Source organism: Levilactobacillus namurensis, assembly GCF_032197885.1.
In the GTDB taxonomy this organism is placed as follows: Bacteria; Bacillota; Bacilli; order Lactobacillales; family Lactobacillaceae; genus Levilactobacillus; species Levilactobacillus namurensis_A.
Window position 1 is genome coordinate 1862136 of record NZ_CP134159.1, and the last position, 18739, is coordinate 1880874.

The 18739-nt window shown below is 49.2% G+C and carries 14 protein-coding genes; 2 read left to right on the forward strand and 12 right to left on the reverse strand.

Annotated elements, in window-relative coordinates:
- Window positions 1-2: 2 nt before the first annotated feature.
- The 9 genes from gatC to RIN67_RS09080 form a co-directional block, all read right to left on the reverse strand.
- On the reverse strand, window positions 3-308 hold the full coding sequence (gatC, locus tag RIN67_RS09040; RefSeq protein WP_024748224.1) for an Asp-tRNA(Asn)/Glu-tRNA(Gln) amidotransferase subunit GatC: 306 nt from the start codon (window positions 306-308) through the stop codon (window positions 3-5).
- A 176-nt stretch (window positions 309-484) separates the two neighbouring features.
- The gene (locus RIN67_RS09045) at window positions 485-1651 is read right to left on the reverse strand and encodes a CamS family sex pheromone protein (RefSeq protein ID WP_265000280.1); all 1167 of its coding nucleotides are present in this window, start codon (window positions 1649-1651) and stop codon (window positions 485-487) included.
- A complete protein-coding gene (ligA, locus tag RIN67_RS09050; RefSeq protein ID WP_265000281.1) occupies window positions 1644-3695 on the reverse strand; it encodes an NAD-dependent DNA ligase LigA in 2052 nt (683 codons plus the stop codon). The genes RIN67_RS09045 and ligA overlap by 8 nt, the downstream gene beginning before the upstream one ends.
- A gap of 482 nt (window positions 3696-4177) precedes the next feature.
- Window positions 4178-6433, reverse strand: coding sequence for a DNA helicase PcrA (gene pcrA / locus RIN67_RS09055; protein WP_265000282.1), 2256 nt, complete (start codon window positions 6431-6433; stop codon window positions 4178-4180).
- A gap of 272 nt (window positions 6434-6705) precedes the next feature.
- Window positions 6706-7251: a hypothetical protein gene (locus RIN67_RS09060; RefSeq protein ID WP_265000283.1), complete on the reverse strand. Its 546-nt coding sequence runs from the start codon at window positions 7249-7251 to the stop codon at window positions 6706-6708.
- A gap of 42 nt (window positions 7252-7293) precedes the next feature.
- Complete coding sequence (locus RIN67_RS09065) at window positions 7294-8610, reverse strand: AAA family ATPase (protein WP_369075931.1); 1317 nt, start codon at window positions 8608-8610, stop codon at window positions 7294-7296.
- A gap of 299 nt (window positions 8611-8909) precedes the next feature.
- Window positions 8910-10076 (reverse strand): ATP-grasp domain-containing protein, encoded by a 1167-nt coding sequence (locus RIN67_RS09070; protein WP_265000285.1) that lies wholly within the window; start codon window positions 10074-10076, stop codon window positions 8910-8912.
- A gap of 116 nt (window positions 10077-10192) precedes the next feature.
- Complete coding sequence (locus RIN67_RS09075) at window positions 10193-10768, reverse strand: xanthine phosphoribosyltransferase (RefSeq protein WP_265000286.1); 576 nt, start codon at window positions 10766-10768, stop codon at window positions 10193-10195.
- A gap of 101 nt (window positions 10769-10869) precedes the next feature.
- Window positions 10870-11781, reverse strand: coding sequence for a 1,4-dihydroxy-2-naphthoate polyprenyltransferase (locus tag RIN67_RS09080; protein WP_265000287.1), 912 nt, complete (start codon window positions 11779-11781; stop codon window positions 10870-10872).
- A gap of 104 nt (window positions 11782-11885) precedes the next feature.
- Here RIN67_RS09080 and RIN67_RS09085 point away from each other — a divergent pair, with 104 nt between their 5' ends.
- Complete coding sequence (locus tag RIN67_RS09085) at window positions 11886-12863, forward strand: polyprenyl synthetase family protein (protein WP_265000288.1); 978 nt, start codon at window positions 11886-11888, stop codon at window positions 12861-12863.
- A gap of 93 nt (window positions 12864-12956) precedes the next feature.
- Here the strand turns inward: RIN67_RS09085 and RIN67_RS09090 are convergent, their stop codons facing one another.
- The 3 genes from RIN67_RS09090 to RIN67_RS09100 form a co-directional block, all read right to left on the reverse strand.
- The gene (locus RIN67_RS09090; protein ID WP_313825914.1) at window positions 12957-14378 is read right to left on the reverse strand and encodes a UvrD-helicase domain-containing protein; all 1422 of its coding nucleotides are present in this window, start codon (window positions 14376-14378) and stop codon (window positions 12957-12959) included.
- 117 nt (window positions 14379-14495) lie between these two features.
- Window positions 14496-14744, reverse strand: a complete 249-nt coding sequence (locus RIN67_RS09095) for a UvrD-helicase domain-containing protein (RefSeq protein ID WP_265000397.1) — start codon at window positions 14742-14744, stop codon at window positions 14496-14498.
- A gap of 17 nt (window positions 14745-14761) precedes the next feature.
- Window positions 14762-16777: an ATP-dependent nuclease gene (locus RIN67_RS09100; RefSeq protein WP_265000398.1), complete on the reverse strand. Its 2016-nt coding sequence runs from the start codon at window positions 16775-16777 to the stop codon at window positions 14762-14764.
- A 617-nt stretch (window positions 16778-17394) separates the two neighbouring features.
- Between RIN67_RS09100 and RIN67_RS09105 the strand changes: the two genes are divergently transcribed.
- Window positions 17395-18366: a GIY-YIG nuclease family protein gene (locus RIN67_RS09105; protein ID WP_265000399.1), complete on the forward strand. Its 972-nt coding sequence runs from the start codon at window positions 17395-17397 to the stop codon at window positions 18364-18366.
- Window positions 18367-18739 lie beyond the last annotated feature (373 nt).

Below are 18739 nucleotides of genomic sequence, written 5' to 3' on the forward strand. Positions count from 1 at the left end.
AATTAGTCCTCACTTTCATCGATGATGGCTGGCACCTTGATGTAGCCGCGTTCAGCATCCGGTGCATTCTTCAGCAGGGCCGCACTTTGACCCCAGTTGTCCGCTACGTCGTCACGCATCACGTTGATCTGATCCGTAACGCTGCTGGTTGGTTCAACGCCGGTGGTATCCACCTCACTGAGTGATTCAAACAAGCCGATGATGTCATCGAGTTGCGGGGTTAACGCGTCCAGCTGAGAATCAGTGAACTCGAGTTTGGCCAGTTCAGCGACGTGTTGAACTTGCTCACGATTAATTCGATTAGCCATCAATTATCCTTCTTTCTTAATTATCCGTATGACCCGTTTACCCGCTTAGTTCTGCGAATAAACACACATTGCTATTTTACCATATATCGCCCTAACGCCAAAGATTCTCACCAAAAAGGCGGCGGTTTTTCCTTAATCGAAAAACCGCCGCCCATTCATCTCATCTTAAGACCCGATCAGTAGCTGTTAAAGACGTGACTACTGAAGGTCTTTTCGCTGGCCTTCCGGGACAGGAAGCTTTGGATCCCGTCCGTTGAGGAGACCGTAATGTCAATTGGGACTCCCGATGGCAGGTACTTCTGCGCCGCCGTCTGGAGGTACTGCGTGAAGCTGATGATTTCCGTCTGACTGTAGAACTGCGTGGTGATGTTGATGTGCATCCCCTGCAAGTTCTTCCCGTCATACTGGGCCTGAGCGGTGACCCCACTCAAGTTCGGGAAGAAGTTCTCGACTTGGCTCTTAAAGTTGGAGAAGGAGCTGGCATCGTTACTGTTAGGACTCGACTGGCCGCTCTCCAACGGGAAGACGTAGTTCTTTTGGGCCAACGCCGTCCACTTGGAAACGCTGGTGGTCCCCGCCTTGTTGTTCGAGTAAGCTAAGAAGTTCCCGCCGACCAGACTGTCGTTGGAGGCCTGCCGGTAAATGGCAATTACAATTGGTACGTTCTTGAGCGCCGACTTCTGCCGCATCCGCTTCAGGACCGTGTTGGCCGTCTTCTTGGCGTAGGCTTCACCATCCGCCTTGGAGATCTTGGTCTGGTAGGTTGCCCCGTACTGTTCCTTCTTGTAGTAGTCGACCGAGTTGACCGCGATTCCCACGGTGACCCCGGCTAAGGACAGCTTATTGTTCTTCTGGGTCATGTAATCCTGTTCTTCCAACGCCTGGATGTAGACGGGGTTCCGCTTAGTCGATGACTTCGAGCCGTTATCCACGGGGTTCAACCCGGTGGCGTTGGTCTTGGACTTCCGGTCCAACCAATCCTGGACCGTATCCGAACTCAGGTACTGCCCTTCCTGGAAGACGTAGTTCTTGGTCGAGAAGACCTTCTTGGAAACGTTCAACATCCCGTTCTCGAAGCTCTTCAAATTATAGGTGTTCCCGGAATCCTGGGTGTTGGTCACCCCACGGGACTTGCTGACCCGGTAGTGGCCGCTTTGAATGACCCCTTCGTAGTCGCTATCCGTACTCTGCCCCGTCAGCTGAGTCCCGGACGTACTACCCTTAGAACCCGAAGACATGCTCGAGCTTCCCAGGTCCCCACACCCCGCTAGGAAAAGCGGAATGGCGGCTAATGCAATAACCATTCGTAACCGTTTCACGATGTATCCTCCTAAGTCATCCATTATTTTCAGTCATGGCTGCTTGTAATTGGGCCTCGTTCCAGATGGTGATCCCCAGCTTCTGGGCCTTGGTCAGCTTACTGCCGGCCGCCTCCCCCGCAATCAGGAGATCCGTCTTCTTGGAGACGCTGCCCGTCACGGTCGCGCCGTGTTGCTCCAGCCATTCCGTGGCTTCCGGCCGGGTCAGCTCTTGCAACTTCCCGGTCAGGACCACCCGCTGGTTGGCAAACGGACTATCGCTAGCCGTCACCACGGCGCCGCTGGTATAGGTCAGGTTGACGCCAACCGCAGCCAACCGGTCGATCAACTGGTGCACCTGGTCGGTACTGAAGTAGGTGACCACACTGTCGGCAATAATCTGGCCAATGGTGTCGATGGCCACGATGGCGTCCGCGTCGGCGGCCATCAGGTGTTGAATGTCCCCGAAGTGCGCCGCAATCGACCGGGCGGCCTTAGCGCCCACGTGCCGAATCCCTAACCCAAATAGCAACCGTTCTAGTGAATTATTGCGACTATTGTCGATAGCTGTCAAGAGGTTTTGGGCCGACTTCTCCCCAAATTTATCTAAAGTTAATAATTGGTCGCTGGTCAGTTGGTACAAACTGGCCACGTCGGTGACCAAGTGCCGGTCAAAGAGCTGAGCCACAATCTGTGGTCCCAACCCGGCAATGTTCATCGCGTTCCGGGACGCAAAGTGGTTCATCCCCTCCGCCAACTGCGCGGGGCAACTGGGGTTGATGCAGCGCAACGCCACTTCCTCATCCAAGTGAACCAGTTCGGCCCCACAGGACGGGCAGTGTGTTGGGATCGGATACGGTTGCGCGTCAGCCGGACGTTTGGCCGCCACGTACTGCGAGATCTCGGGGATAATGTCCCCGGCCTTGTGCAACAGGACCGTGTCGCCCAAGCGAATGTCCTTGGCTTCCAGGTAATCGGGGTTATGCAACGACGCCCGTGCAACGGTACTACCGGCCAGTTGGACCGGGTTCATCACGGCGGTCGGCGTCACGATACCCGTCCGGCCGACCGTCCACTCGATGTCGGTGACCACGGTTTCCACCTCTTCGGGCGGGAACTTGTAGGCAATCGCCCACCGGGGAACTTTGACCGTAGCCCCCATGGCCCGCTGCAGCGGTAAGGGGTTGGCCTTGATCACGATGCCGTCGATGCCGTACGCCAGGTCAGCCCGCTGTCCCGTGTAAGTGGTGATGTAGGCCTGCACGTCGTCCATATCATGGGCGACCTGGTAGGTCGGGTTGGTACTGAACCCCAGCTCCGCCAGCTCGTCGAGAAGCCCGCTTTGGGTCCGGGTGTCCAACGGGTCATAGTCGGCGATGTTGTACATGAACGTCGCGAGTTTCCGGTCGGCAGTCACCTGGACGTCGAGTTGACGCAGGCTGCCCGCCGCGGCGTTCCGGGGGTTGGCAAATGGCGCTTGGCCCTGGGCTTCCCGCCGTTGGTTCAGGTCGAGGAAAGCCTGCTTCGGCATGTAGCACTCGCCCCGCACGTCAATGGTCAACGGCCGCGTCAGGGTCTTGGGAATCGACGGTAGCGTAGCCAGGTTCGCGGTGATGTCCTCACCAATCTGCCCGTTACCCCGCGTCGACCCCTGGACGAACTTCCCGTTTTCGTAATGCAGGTTGATGGCTAGGCCATCGATTTTTAGTTCGCAGTTATAGTCGAAGCCGGCGTAATCGGCGGGAACGTTCTCCCGGAGCCGGGCATCGAAGTCCTTTAACTCGTCGATGGAGAAGACGTCCCCTAGCGACAGCATGGGAATCTCGTGGCGGACCTTAGGCAGGTCGCCCCGGGCACTCCCGCCGACGTGTTGGGTCGGTGAATCGGCCGTGACGATGGCGGGAAAGGCGGTCTCTAAGGCCACTAAGCGGGCGTAGACCCGGTCATACACGTCGTCTTCGACGGCCGGTGCGTCCGCGTCGTAGTACTGCTTCCCCCAGTCGATCAGTTGTGGTCGCAAGTCGGCCGCTTCTTCGGCCGCTTGGTGTTGCGTGAGTTCTTTAACGGGTTTCTGACTCTCTGATTCCATTTTTTATCATCTCCAAAACAAAAGCCCCAGTCCCGTGCAAGCACAGAATCTGGTGCTCTGTTAGTCCGGTAGTCACCCGCCGAACTTGATTCGTGCTTCATTTATCGGTGGTTTTCTAAGTCATGTCCATCATACAGCACATCACCCATTAAACCCGCTTCAGGGCTCTTAAAATGCGTGATTGATTATCGATTTTATCAATTTTTAAATTTAGCGTGGCCGTCAGCCGCATCTAAAAACCCAAGCTAGACTGACCCCAAAAGCTTAAAGGCCCTCTGGAACGGCTAATAATCATGATGACTAAGCAAATGTAAGCCGTGAGGACGGCCAGACAAGGCTCAGCCGTGAAATTTTCCTTGGTGAGCGTTCCTTAGCTCGCCTAGGAAAAGGCCAGGCTTGAAGACCTGCATTTTGGGCTTCAAGTTGCGCCCACGGCGTTCCAGCCTTGTCTGGCCGTCCGGTAAGGCGACTGCCCCAACGGCCTAGTCGTCCACCCGCTTGATTGGGGCGAAGGCGGCTAACAGCCGCTTAACGCCCTGCTCTGGGAAGGCGATGTCCAGTTCGGCGTCTTCACCGGTCCCGTTGACCTTGACCACGGTCCCGATGCCCCACTTCTTGTGGCTGGCCTTGTCACCCACGGACCAGGCCACCTTACCGGCACCGGTCCCGGTGTCGGTCGTAATCCGGCCGGTCTTGCCGTGGTACGGCTTGGCGACCGCACTGGCTGTCCGCCGGGCAAAGGGCACGTCACGCCGTTGCGGTTGTAAGCCGCTCTGGCTTTCGCTGTAGTCCTTGTGGATCAGCTCCGGCGCAATCTCGGTCACGAACCGTGACTCCGGATTGTTTTGCCGGCGCCCGTACAGCATCCGGGAGTAGGCGTTGGTCAGGTAGAGCTTGGATTGGGCCCGCGTGATTCCCACGTAAGCCAACCGGCGCTCTTCTTCCAACTGGTCCTCTTCCAGCATGGCCCGGGATAGTGGGAAGATGCCCTCTTCCAAGCCCATCAAGAAGATGACTGGGAATTCCAACCCCTTGGCCGCGTGTAAGGTCATCAACGTGACCTCGGCCGGGTCCTCATCCACGTCGTCTTGGGCGGAGACCAAGGCCAAGTCGGCCAAGAATTCGACCAACCGGTTGTCGGTCTCATCGTGGTCTTCCTGGTCCCAGTCGGTATCGAACTTCTGGGTCACGGACAGGAATTCTTCGATGTTTTCGATTCGCGTCTCAGCTTCCAGCGACTTAGAGTTCTTCAACGTCTGGAGATAGCCCGTCCGGTCCAAAATGTCGTTGGTGATGTCGGAGACGTTGTTCTTCGGCGCCGCGTCCTGAATGGCCTTGATGGTCATCCCGAACTTCTCCATGGCGTTACGGCTCCGCGAACTGATGCCGTTAGCCAACGCCACGTTCTGGGTGGCCTCCAGCTCACTCCAGTCGTTCATGTCAGCGAAGTCTCGTAGCTTTTCGAGACTGGTGTTCCCGATGCCCCGCTTCGGCTCGTTAATGATCCGTTCCAAGCTCATCGAGTCCGCCGGATTGGCGATCAGCGTCAGGTAGGCCAAGACGTCCCGGATTTCCTTTCGGTCGTAGAACTTGTGGCCCCCAACCATGGTGTAGGGAATGTTGGCCTTGACCAGGGTTTCTTCGATCACCCGGGATTGGGCGTTGGTCCGGTACAACACGGCAAAGTCGCCGTACCCGCGGTGGTTCTTCTCGATCTCTTCTTGAATCTTGGCCACCACATAGTGGGCCTCGTCGTTTTCGTTTTGCCCGCGGTAATAGGCGATCTTCTCGCCTTCGGGGTTCTCCGTCCACAGGTCCTTCTTCTTCCGGTTGACGTTCTGTTGGATCACGTCGTTGGCCGCCTGCAAGATGGTCTTGGTCGAGCGGTAGTTCTGTTCCAATAAGGTGGTGTGGGCGTCTGGATAGTCCTTCTCGAAGTTCAGGATGTTCTCCATGTTGGCGCCCCGCCAACCGTAGATACTCTGGTCCCCATCCCCGACCACGCACAGGTTGTTGTGCTTCTTGGCTAGCATGTTGACCAGCATGTATTGCGCATCGTTGGTATCTTGGTATTCGTCCACGTGGATGTACTGGAACTTGTCCTGGTAGTACCCCAGCACGCTGGACTCCTGCTTGAACAGCTTGATGGTCAGCATGATCAGATCATCGAAGTCCATGGCTTGGTTGGCCTGGAGGGCCCGTTGGTAGCTGTCATAGACGCTGGCGATCGTGGTCTCAAATGGTGTGGCCGCGTTCTCCGCCATCATGGCTGGCGTTTGTAGCGCGTTCTTGGCATTCGAAATGGCCCCCAGAACGGAACGGGGGTCGAACTTCTTAACGTCTAAGTTCTGGTCGCGCAAGACCCGCTTGATCAGCGTCCGCTGCTCCCCAGTGTCCGCAATCGTAAACGCCCGGTTGTAGCCTAACTTATCCGCGTCCCGGCGTAAGATCCGCACGCACAGGGCGTGGAACGTTGAGACCCAGACGTCGTTGCCGTCGGGTCCCAAGAGCTTGGCGACCCGTTCACGCATTTCCTTAGCGGCCTTGTTGGTAAAGGTGATTGCCAAGATGTGCCACGGCAACACGTGGTTATGCTCGATCAAGTAGGCGACCCGGTGGGTTAAGACCCGCGTCTTACCACTCCCGGCACCCGCTAAGACCAGTAAGGGACCCTCCGTTTGAAGGACGGCCTCCGTCTGCTTGTCATTCATGCCTGTTAATAATTCTTCTCCTGCCACCCTGAACACAATCCTCTCTGTCATTAGTCCTGTCTATTATAGCAAAGAAACATACGTTCTGCTGAGTTTAACTCAGAATTCAGGTCATGCTGGCGGTTCACAGCCACTTGGAAGCTTATGACGCCTTACCGGGCGGCTTACACTTACGCCAAAATTGCTACGCATCCACGTTCTGGCATGATCCCTAAACAAACATGAAAGGCACTCAAAGTCGCTGACAACCCGAATGCCTTTCATCACAATTTCACCATTATAAGCGTGGTCGTCGCTGGTCACAACCTAAATTGATGGGCTAAACAATAATCCAAGAATTCGTCAAAATTAGACCGGTTCGAGTGCCGAAAGCGGTCCCGCAATCCCACAATTGTGGCTTCGTCAGCAATCACCCCGCTAACCGGATCAAAGACTTTAAGGTAGTGCCTTTTCTGACGATCAGTCGCCGCCACGTATGCGAAATCAATATCGGTTAGGGCATCTTCCAGGTTCTCCCGACAATAGATAGGATGGAGATACGGCTTTAAATCATGCTGACCCAAGCCCGAAATATGCCCCGCCAAATAATTCTTTCTGACCGAGATATCCTTGCAGTCATCGACGTCCATCAACGTAAAAATCTTGAAATCCACTAACCGTTGCTTATCTTGTAGGATACCAGGATACTGCCGAACCAATGCCCGCTTATTGCGAAGAATCTTGTTGTGAAAATAATCTGGTAAGCCATCAATCTGAATACTTGTGGCGCCTTTGTCCCGTGCTAATAGCTTTATATTTAACCTTAGCTTGGACTTGATCGATGAGGCGAATTTGTATTCTGACATGCCGTGACAAATCACCACGGCACAGGTCCCCCGCCCCACCACTTAATCGACCTCTAAATCGTTTAAGATTGCATAGAAGTCGACATCATCTGAATACGGAATTCCCGCAAAATAGCCATCCAAATACATCTTCTGAACGTTATTGTTCGCAGCAATGTTTACTTTCCCGTTCTTGGACAAATTAATCACCTGCTTATTGCCATCAGTGTCCGTCTGAATCACATACAGTGCGGAAGCCTCGAGTTGCTTCATAATCTGGGTATCATGCGTGGTAAAGATCAACTGTCCCTGAATATCATCCCGAACATTTTCAATCAACCGGTCGATTAATAAATCGTGGACACCATTGTCAATCTCGTCAATGATGACCGTATCTCCCTTGACAACATCCAAGAATAACGGGAAGAGTTTTAGCAATTGCTTAGTCCCGTGCGACTCCAACCTAAAGGGAAGCTCGGTTATTTGACCACTGATTCGCTTCTTTTCGAATAGCCGGTACTCTAAATCTCCTTGATGACGATCCGTTTGGTAAAAGACCTGCACCATATCACTATAAAGCGGGACAAAATACTGATTAAGAGCTGCTTGTGTCAACTTAATCTTTTCGGCGTTACGAGAAGTCGCCGGCAGGGTTCCACCTTGAAGATCTGGCAGGAGACCGCTAATGGGATTCACCCCCATCGTATGGTCACTCTTGAAGGCCAATTGATGGAAACTTCTATTCACCGCAATCACTGGATCCGCGACATTCTTACGGACATAGTTTTGATTACTCTCACGCATAAGCTCCGTCAAAATGGCTAAAAATGTGTGTTTGCCCCAAAATCTATCCGTTGCATCTTCGGCAATATCTTTCATGTTCCCTTTAAAGAGACTCGGGCTCCAATATGGCTTGATGTGTCCCTGTTCATCGCCCGTTATCTTAAAATTGATTCCTGTCGCCGATTTGATCAGATAGTGTAGAGTCTCCGAAACCAGGTGCAATCCATCCTGATTTTGCGTAAATTTCAACTCATACCAGCCATCATTCTGGTCCAACTTAAAATTGTAGCGAATAACCATGGGCCCACTAGCACCACGTCGATAGGTATCCTTGAAGATTGCCGACAACTCATCCTGGCCCAGACTGCGATAGTTCATAAAATCCATGAGCTTTGCCGTTTTCTTAGGAGAATCGTCCGCCACCGTCGCAAGTTTCGCTTGCAACTCTGTTAACCGGTGCTGGGTCGTTCTAGTAGACACCGACTGCTCTAACTTAATCAAGGCCGAAATGATATTCGATTTACCACTCCCGTTTTCACCATAAATTGCCACAATCCTTTTAGGCAATTGGGCCTGTTCCAGATTTAGTTCCATCATCTTAAACGACTTATAATTTTCAAAATATAGAGATGTAAACACTTATTATCCCTCCGAATCATACATTTTGTATGATTTTACAGACAAATCACCATTATTTAAGACCATCTTACCATAACGGTGCTAATTTCCCCATCGATATTCTCAAGATAAACCAAGAATCCCCAATGTTCACTTCCAGTATTGCATTCAAAAATGAGGTCCCGGATTGCCGATTCACAATCTGGGACCTCACGAGTTACTGTTTAGATTTTAGAAGATTCATCAGCCCGCGCCATCAATCTGTGGGGGGCTACGCTTTAATCCGTCTCCTGGTCAGACTTGTCCGGTAAGACCGGGCCATCCGTCCAGATACCGGTGTCGTTCAGTTGGTCCAAGATGGTCTTCACGGATTGGCCCTGAATGGCCACGTGCCCGACCACCGTGTCATCGTCGGCGTGCCGCAAGTGATAGAAGTTGAAGTGCCAGTTAGGCTTGATCTGCCACTGGGTCCGCATGGCCGGTAACTGTGCCTTGGTGAAGGTGATGGTCACGGCCGGCGTCAAAATGGCGGGAACCGCCAACGGTAAACCACAGATGGCCCGCAGGTGTTCCTCGAACTCGTCGACGGACGCCGCGTCCGCGAACACGTAGCCGTTTTCGCTAGGTGCCGGAACAATCTTCTTGACGTAGATGGACCCGTTCTTGGTCAGGTAGAAGCCGACCTCGAAGGCCCCCACGTAATTGACGTGTTGGCCCACTTCGGAAGCAATCCGCCGCAACTCGCTGGCCACGGCCGGGTCCACGTTGGCCGGGACCCAGGTCTTGAACGGCTGGTCATCAGCCGATTCGCCTTCCGTGATTGGGAACAACTGCTGGTTGCCCTCCTGGTCGCGTGCGACCACGATCGAGTACTCCCGGTCGTAGGCAATCTGGGATTCCAGGATGTAAGTCCCCCAGTCGAGTAGCCCTGCCGCCTTAGCGATGTCCGTTTGCGTGCGAATCACTAGCTCACGGCCCTTGGACCATTCCTTTTGGATGGGCTTCAGGACACAGGGGTAGCCGATCGAGTTGACGGATTGGTAAACGTCGTCTAAGTCGATAATCGTGGCGTAAGGGGCAATGTTGACGTTGAGTTGTTCGAAGAACGCCCGCTCAAGTAAGCGGTCCTGCATCATTTCCAACAGGTCGCTGCCCTGCGGAATCTTGGTGTATTGCGCCAAGAACTTCACGACGTCGGTGCTGACGTGGGCAGAATCGTAGACCACCGCGGCACAACTCTCCGCAAAGTGCTGTAGTTTCGCCTTGTCGCGTCCGTCGCCGACCGCTTTGAAGTCGGCCAGTTGTAACGCCTCGCTGGTTTCATCGGAGCCGTACGCCCCGACCTTTAACCCCATCTTCCGAGCAGTCGTGACCAGCATCGCGGCGTTCGCGCTGCTGCCGATGACCCCAATCGTATCGCCTGGATATAAGACCGTATTCGCCAATAGTCTTCCCTACTTTCCACTTATCAGATTTTATACATGATTAAATCAAGCATACGCTTCATCATTTATTCTAAGGTTTGACCGCCGAATACACAAGCAACATGCCACACTTCCCCTTAGTCCTGGGCAAAGGTCACCGTGCCGTTCTCGAAGGCTACGATGCTGGCTAAGGCGACCAGTGGGATTCCGGCGTCTGTGACCAGTTGGTGACCCTTCTGGAAACGCTTCTCGATGACCACGCCGACACCGGCGACCTTGATGTTCGCGGATTCGGCGATGTCGAGCAATCCTTGGACCGCTTGGCCGTTGGCTAAGAAGTCGTCAATGATCAAGACCTTGTCGTCGGGGTCTAGGAACCGCCGGTCGATTGAAATATCGTTGTTGACCTGCTTGGTGTACGAGTAGACCTTGGCGGTGTAGAGGTGGTCGGTCAGCGTCAGGCTCTTGTGCTTCCGCGCGAAAATCATCGGCACGCCCAGGTGTAAGGCGGCCATGACGGCGGGTGCGATACCGGAGGACTCCACCGTGAGGACCTTGGTGATGCCCGCATCGGCGAATTGCCGCGCGAACTCCGCGCCTAATTGGTCCATCAGCTGCGGATCAACTTGGTGGTTCAAGAAGTTGTCCACTTTTAAGACGTTTCCGGGTAAAATCGTGCCGTCTTGCCGAATGCGGTCCTCTAAAATTTTCATCTGTATATAACCTCCATAATATGCCGTTTCCTAAGTTATCCTTTATTCTACCCGACTTGGGTTCCAAAACACAACGCCCGCACCGGAAAATTTAGGAAGCGTTAAGCTAGAAGCATCCCCAGCGCCTCCGCAAGCGTGGTGGTCAGCGCCAGGATCCCCAGGTTGCGGACCGCTAGAATGAACGTTTCCTTTTTGACTTGGACCCGGAACAGGCCGCGGACGTTGCGCACCACGGGAAAGACACTAACTAACGCCAACAAGGTCCACACCGGCAGGTCGCCTAGGACCACGCTGGCGATCAGGGCCAGGTAGCCTAAAACGTAGAAGCCCGCAAACAGCCATAACGCGCGCTGGACGCCCAGATAATAGACGATGGTCTTCCGGTTCAGGTTCAGGTCTTCTTGGGCGTCACAGATGTTATTGGCCAGCAATAACGCGGCGATGGCCGCCATCGCGATCCCCGAAGCCAATAAGACCCGTAGCCACAGTGTCAGGGTCAGTGCGCTGGTCTGGTAGAGGTTCAGGTAGACCGTGATGGCCATGATCATGAACCCCATGGTGAAGCCGGCGAAGAACTCCCCGGTCGGCGTGCCGGACAGCGGCTGCGGGCCGCCCGCGTAGAGGTACCCTACCAGAAAGCAAAAGATGCCCATGACCAATAACGGCCACCCGGTCAGCCAGACCAGGTATAACCCGATTACACCGGCGACTCCGGCGAAACTGGCCATCAACGCGAAGATGCCCCGCACGCTGAGGTGGTGGACGCCGATCACGTTGGTGTGGCGTTTCCACTCGGCCGCTTGCGTGTCGTCGGCGCGGGTGTAGTCCTGGTAATTGTCGTTGATGTCAACGGCCATGTTGAAGAGCAACATGGCGATGAAGAATAACCCGTCCACGCCCCAATTGAGGTGCTGGAAGTTATGGGCCACGAAGAGCAGCCCCAACAAGAACGGCCAAACGGACGCAATTTTGGCCTTGATTTCTACTAATTCTAAGAACACGTTCAGTGTCACTAATGCCATCCCCTAATGCGTGATATGTAAGTTTTGACTAGCTTTGTTTGACAACGTTTTCGGTTGTCGGTAAGATTAATTTTGACTAACGAATGAGGTGCAGTATGGATCGACAACTTTGGCGGCAATTCCCGCAGGTTGAGCCAGAACTCAACGCGTTACAGCCCTATCTGCTGGATGCGGTAAACCTGACCAACCGACCTATTCACAATAAAATAGTAGCCTTAATGGCCTCCGGCGGCAAGTTCTTACGTCCCGGATACTTTTACTTATTTGCGGCCTTTGGTCAACCGACCTCCCCGGCGGCCTTGCGCGCGGGGGCGGCGGCTCTAGAGATTCTGCACGTGGGGACCTTGATTCACGACGACGTGATCGACCAGTCCCCCACCCGCCGCGGGGTGCGGACGATTCAGATGAAATACGGGCAGAAGAACGCGATTTACGCCGGCGACTTCATGTTCACGGTCTACTTCGACCAGGTCTTGAAGTCGACCCACGACGTCGCCTTGATTCAGGCCCACATCGACGCGATGCACAAGATTTTAACCGGTGAATTGGGTCAAATGGCGCTGAATTACCAAGAGGACGCGCCGCTGGACGCCTATCTAAGCGAGATTGCGGGCAAGACGGCCGAACTGTTCGCGCTGGCCTGCTACCAGGGGGCGGTGTTGACCCACGCCCCCCAGAGCGTTCAGGCCAACGCCCGGGCCATCGGGGTGGCCATCGGAAGCGCCTACCAGATGCTAGACGACATCTTGGACTACGCGGGCGACCCTAAAAAGACCAAGAAGCCAATTCTGGAAGACTTGCGCTCCGGGGTCTACTCACTGCCGCTGTTGCTGGCACTGCCCCAGGCTAGAGCGGAGTTCCACCACTACTTAAAGAAAAAACAGGCCATGACCGCCGAAGATATTCAAGCGGTCCGAGACCTGGTCACCCAATACCACGGCGTCGCCGCCGCACAAAAACTCGCCACCGAATGGACCAACAAGGCACTGGCTTTAATCGCCCAGTTGCCCAACGTCCCGGCCCGGGCGGATTTGGCGCGGTTGACGGGGATGTTGTTGAGGCGGGATCATTAATTAAAGGGAATCTCTAGCATCTTTCTCGCTAGAGATTCCCTTTAAGTCTAATAAGCATGTAAAACTGACTCTACTGGATTAAGAACTACAAACTTATTTCGCTTCTTCCCATCCATAATCCAGCATTTCCTGTTTCTGTGATGTTGTAATACTGGAAATTGGAATGGCTACCCCTGCAAGAAACTTAGGTCGACTTAGTGCCACATATGCGTACTTCAAACAATCTTTAATAAACTTTGAATCAAGCTCATTTCCGTAATCCCTACGCTTTCCAATCAGAAAAGGATATAGGGTTTTAAAAAAGAGATTTTCATGATCTTTTTTATTCCAATAGATTTCAGAATCTAACAACAAAAATGTAGAGCGGTGAGTCTCCCCTTTAGCTCCATGAATTGTAGACAAATTTATCTGTTGTTCCGATTTATTTAGAGTTCCCGATATTTCGTCCGGCACATACATAAACTTTGCTAACAATGTATCACTCAACTCAGCTGCTTCTTTACGAGAATTGGGGGTTATAATCGGGACTATAAATCGCTCCAACTCCTCCCTAGTCATATTACCTGTAACTAATCCCCTAACCATCTTCCCAACCAATGACGCTAAGTCTAAATTCTGCTGTAATAGTACATGTTCCTCAGCTCTAGTTATCCGGTTTAAATGTGCAAGTTCATTTTGTACCGCATTAAACACATCCTTATACTTCTGATTATGGTCTATAGATGCACTCAACGACCTATCATAATCAGGAAACCATCTTTTCAAATCTTCGTGCAACGGCGCAACAATTTCATCCTTTTTATGACATTCTAAAAAATCGGTATTTTCGGTTACACATCGATGTATAAGCCGCTGATACTTCCTTCTTAAATCTTCTTCATCCTCAAATATAATTAAACAATTTTCTAATGAAGAGCTAGATTTACTAGGATGAAATGTGGGGTAATTTTCACAACAGACGTTCTTAACAAGATTAGCTATGTGCGGCCCAAACCGTACTGTTGTAGAAATTTCTTCAACTTGTGCAACCCCTTTTTCAGCCTCAACTATAGGATTCCATGCATCTACTGTCTCATTTCCATATATAGTATATAGTGCCTGATACGGATTACCAAATCTTTGAAACTGTACATTCGTGCCTTCTGTCAACTGCATTAACAACCGATACTGTTTACTGCTCGTATCCTGAGCTTCATCTAATAACAAAAAATCGAAACGTTCTCCAATAGCCGCTTTTAGCTTATCTGTATGACACGAAATATACCACTGAGCTAAAGTAGTCATTTGTTCACTATTAATAATTCCATGATCAAGAATCCATTTAAGTGCGTTATTAATACCAGAGGCATAAGATCTTTTTTCATCATTTTCAAACGTAACAGCATGATTTTTATCAATAACTAAATGTGCGTTTCTCTTTTTATAACTAGGTGCACCGTGGCGCCAGTTAGAAAAATAAGATAAAAATTTTTGAGAATATATTTCAGAATATTGATCACCATCAAGTATTCGCATTTTTGTTTCAGGAAATAAAATCTCAAACGCTTTTCCCGCAAAGTAATGATCAAAAAAGCTTTGAATCGTACCAATAAAATTTGGATACTCAATATTGGGTAATCCATAAAGCTCAACTCAATCTTTAATTTCTTTTACAGCAATATTTGTATGTGTGATACAACATATACCTTTATCACCCCGTTTTTGCTTTGTTAGAAGTGAAATTAGCTTAGCGGCTAAAATTGTCGTTTTCCCCGATCCTGGTCCTGCTACAACATTAATATTTCCCCCCGCAATAATAGCCTTCATCTGCTCCAAAGAAAAGTGTTCTCCTGCTGGCAACAAAATACGTTCAATACGCCCGATACTTTCAATATCATCCATTTTTCTCTCCAATGTAATTAACTGCCACATGCAAACATAATTGCATTTATAAGATATGCACAGTAACTATCCTGCAATACTGATTTTTTTAGCTCATTTCTTCTCTCGCCTTTCAAATGGTGTATTCTTTCGGCAAGAATTTGGGCAGTCTCAGCTTTTGACAATGTACTATTTTCAAACCAAATATATAGTTTAACTAAATTATACTTGCGGAGATTTTCAATAAAATCACTTCTTTTCTCCTCAGAGACGCTCTTACCGTCAAACTTTACATCTGTCATGGACTCTAACAAGAGCTCACGCATAGGACTCTTCAATAATGAATATTCTAAAGTCCACGCAGGAGACACAAAAACCCTTTGCGTAACATTCAAATCATCATACTGTCTCTGAAGTTTAAACTCTTTCTTTTCTTGAGCGTCCTTTAGTTCATCTTCACTTAACATTTGGAATGCTAATTTCGCAATAGTATCTGAATTTTCACTCAAAAAATTTAAGTTCATTCTTTTTCGAAGCTGATTAAAAGCCAAAAAATTTTTTCCAAAATCATCACGGGTTAATTGTCTAGAAACAAGCAGGCGATTTATCTCGTTAACATTTTCATTATTAATGCAAAAAGTATACGGTCTAATATCAGAATCTCTTATTATCACAATCGGTAAATCAACTCTGGGCGTATCCGGCCTTCTTGCAAATAATTTGACATAATTATCAAAACTGCGTCCTCCAACATCTACTATGGACACACCGTACTCATGTAATGGATAACCTACTAAATCTGCTAAAGCTGGAAGCAAAATATTTTCAGCATACCCTTCTACAAAAATCAATCCTTTCGCAAAGAAAAGATTAGCTTTCGTTGCATCGAGAAATCGATTTAAAAAACCATATTCTTTATCTTCCAAAAGTGTATGGGACGGATCCATTTCATATGACTGTCCATCATGCAAATAAATAAGCAACCTTTGATCAACCGAGGCTGTAAGAGCAACACTATGAGAAGTCAGAATAAACTGCATAGCTGCTTTGGACTGATAGTTTTTCAGGTATTGTTCAATATACTTTATCAATCGAATCTGCGCTTGTACGTGCAAATGAGCTTCCAATTCTTCAACCAACATTATATTAGGACCATATATTGTATGATTTAAATGATCATTTAAAAGGGCAAGTTCCGCTGCAATATAAAGTAAGTTCATATTTCCTAGCCCTAAATTCCGTTTTTCCGGATTAAGGCTCAACTGTTTTAAAATCTGTGAAAGACTTGCCTCGGGAAGTTTCAAACTCACCTTACTCTTCGATTGGTCCTGCCGATCGTATAACTGCGCCAAAACCTGTGATAATTCTTTATTTAAAGCCACATGAGAAGATGAGTCAGACTCCTGAGACTCGCTACCAAAAAATTTCTCTATTTCTGAGTTAGCATGTCTCATAATTTCAACTAAATTTTCTTTATTTTCAGTATCTCCATTAAAAGTAGAATGAGCCATTAATATCTTGGGCAACTGTGAACGAAAACCTGGAGTTAATTCATCAATTGCATTGCGTAATGGTTTTAAATATGTAGTCTTTAAAAATGAACGTGCAGTTGCACTCAAAGCCGTCGCAGTAGTAGAGATGCCCGCTACTAATTTATGATTAATATAAGCCTGATTATTATCGTTTATCTTCTTTTCAACTGACAAAGTTAACTGAAGTGTATAATTATCATCCTTATCGAACGAAAGCCAATCTAAAAATATTCCGGCCTCACGTTCACTTAAGTCACAAAACTTTCCTTCTATTCGAAACATATTTTCATATGCTCCAGACTCGTCACAATAAAAATCATCATCTACAATACGTTGAAATTCATCACTCACATCACCCAACATCAATCGAATTGCATCAATGATAGCCGTTTTACCAGCATCATTCTCACCAACGATAATATTCAATCCCTTATGAAAGTGGACGGTTAGTCCCGGCTGCTTTTTCTCGATTGAACCAGAAAAGCGTCTAAAATTATATAATTTTAATTCAGATAAAAACATTTGAAGCATCTCCTATGATTCTCAGATTTTGCCCCTCATCCACCAATCATTTTCATTATAAAACAATTGTTTAATTAACACACTGACGTAACCAATTATTTCTAAGATTTGAGTAAATGCTTTCGGCAAGCTATTCATCGAAGACTCCTTCTTACGCTTTATACTGCTGTAGTAACTTCACAATAATCTAAGTGGAACTTATTTTTGTGAATAAATTGAAAAATATTATCTGCTAGCACCACTCAAGCTTAACCAGAAACCAGTCTTAATACGTTCGCCTCCAGCACAAGCACGACTACTTCTCCAGAAATTCCACCCTACTCCGACCATAAGTATCGGTATCTAACTGCGTTTCGCTTTCTAAAATAATATCTTGAACTACCCGTAATTCTGTAACGTTCTTAAGCACACTAAACAGCGCATTAAAAAACAAAGCACTATGTGATCCTGAATCTTCAAAGTTTAAAATAATCGATATCCGTCAAAAGCGCCGCACTGCCCAAATCCCTTACACTACACCATATAGGTCATTTGATTTACACACCGTTCTAATCACCTCATCAGGCTAAATGCGGTATGATTAAAGTATCAAAACCTACGATTGGAGTGAAACAGTTATGGGACTTTTTGGTAACCATTCAAATACCACTGAACTGCGAACAGAAAACCAACAACTACGGCAACGAATCGACACACTGACCGAAAACTTGCAGGCTGCACGAGCGCGATACGATCAGGCCTCGGTTCATATCCAGAAACTATTCGATGATGACCAACGACTCATAGAACAAAATCATCAACTATCCGCGTGGAACTTTTTCGAAAAGGATGAGGACCCCCACTGCTACGTCTACGAACTGCGTTTAGCGGACAACTACTATTACGTGGGTTCAACCAGCCGTCTCCGTCGTCGCTTGCAAGAACACTTCATGGGTGAAAACGAGAATGGCTTCAAATGTGCTTACTGGACCACAGCTCACCATCCCCTCAAAGTAATTGGACTCACTGAGTTTCCAAGTGACATTGAACGCCCCAAATTAGAAAAGGCGGAAACCCAAGCAACACTACGGTTAATGAGACAATATGGCTATCAAGCTGTCAGAGGTGGGGCCTTCACTGCCACCAAAGCCAGCCAGCTCAAATACTTCTTGAGCCTTCCAGACAACCAGCACAAGTTTGGCTATACGGCCCAAGAAGTCGGCATTACGCCTACAACCACCCCCTCAACCGATACTCCAACGTCATCAGTTGACTACCTCATAAAATACCTGCCCAAACAACGGCAATCAGCGATTATGAATGCCCCGGCTGATGCTATTATCGCTATCACGATTTCTCAGAATAACAACTACTTACTCTTCCACCGACTCCGCAAAAGCCTTAATTTTGCTTTTAAAAGATTGGCAACCGATAACTTTAATATCACACCATCCTTAGACTCAGGACATCCGTTCACCACGGTTCAAGAAGCCGTTATCTTAACTGACTGTGCCAACAGTCACGACGCAGAGGCCTACTTAGATTGCCGACAAAAGGAACTAGAGAAAAATAAGCACGTTGTTTTCCGTGAAAGTTACTCCAAACAATAGATTACATAAATTGCCATCAATCCCCGGCACAATCTCTTTAGTACTCAGCACATTAGAATAACCTAAAGCAGGCAATGAACCGCCATATGGACTAACTGGGAGTTCATTGCCTGTTTTCAATTTAATACGCTGTGTGGTTACTCTTAAAATGCTTAGCTATTTGCTTAGTAGGATAGTCACGTTCGCTGGTGACAATTCCGGAGCCCCCACCTTGCTTCAAAACGCGTATTTGCTTACCGTGGTAACGTTTGTGAACTACTTTATAGTAATCCCCATCGCCAGACCCTTGATTCCAACCATAGACGTTAGTCCAGCCATGAATCCGTTGTGAAATGAAGACCCAGTACGGATGGAATCCCTTACTCGATGAGGC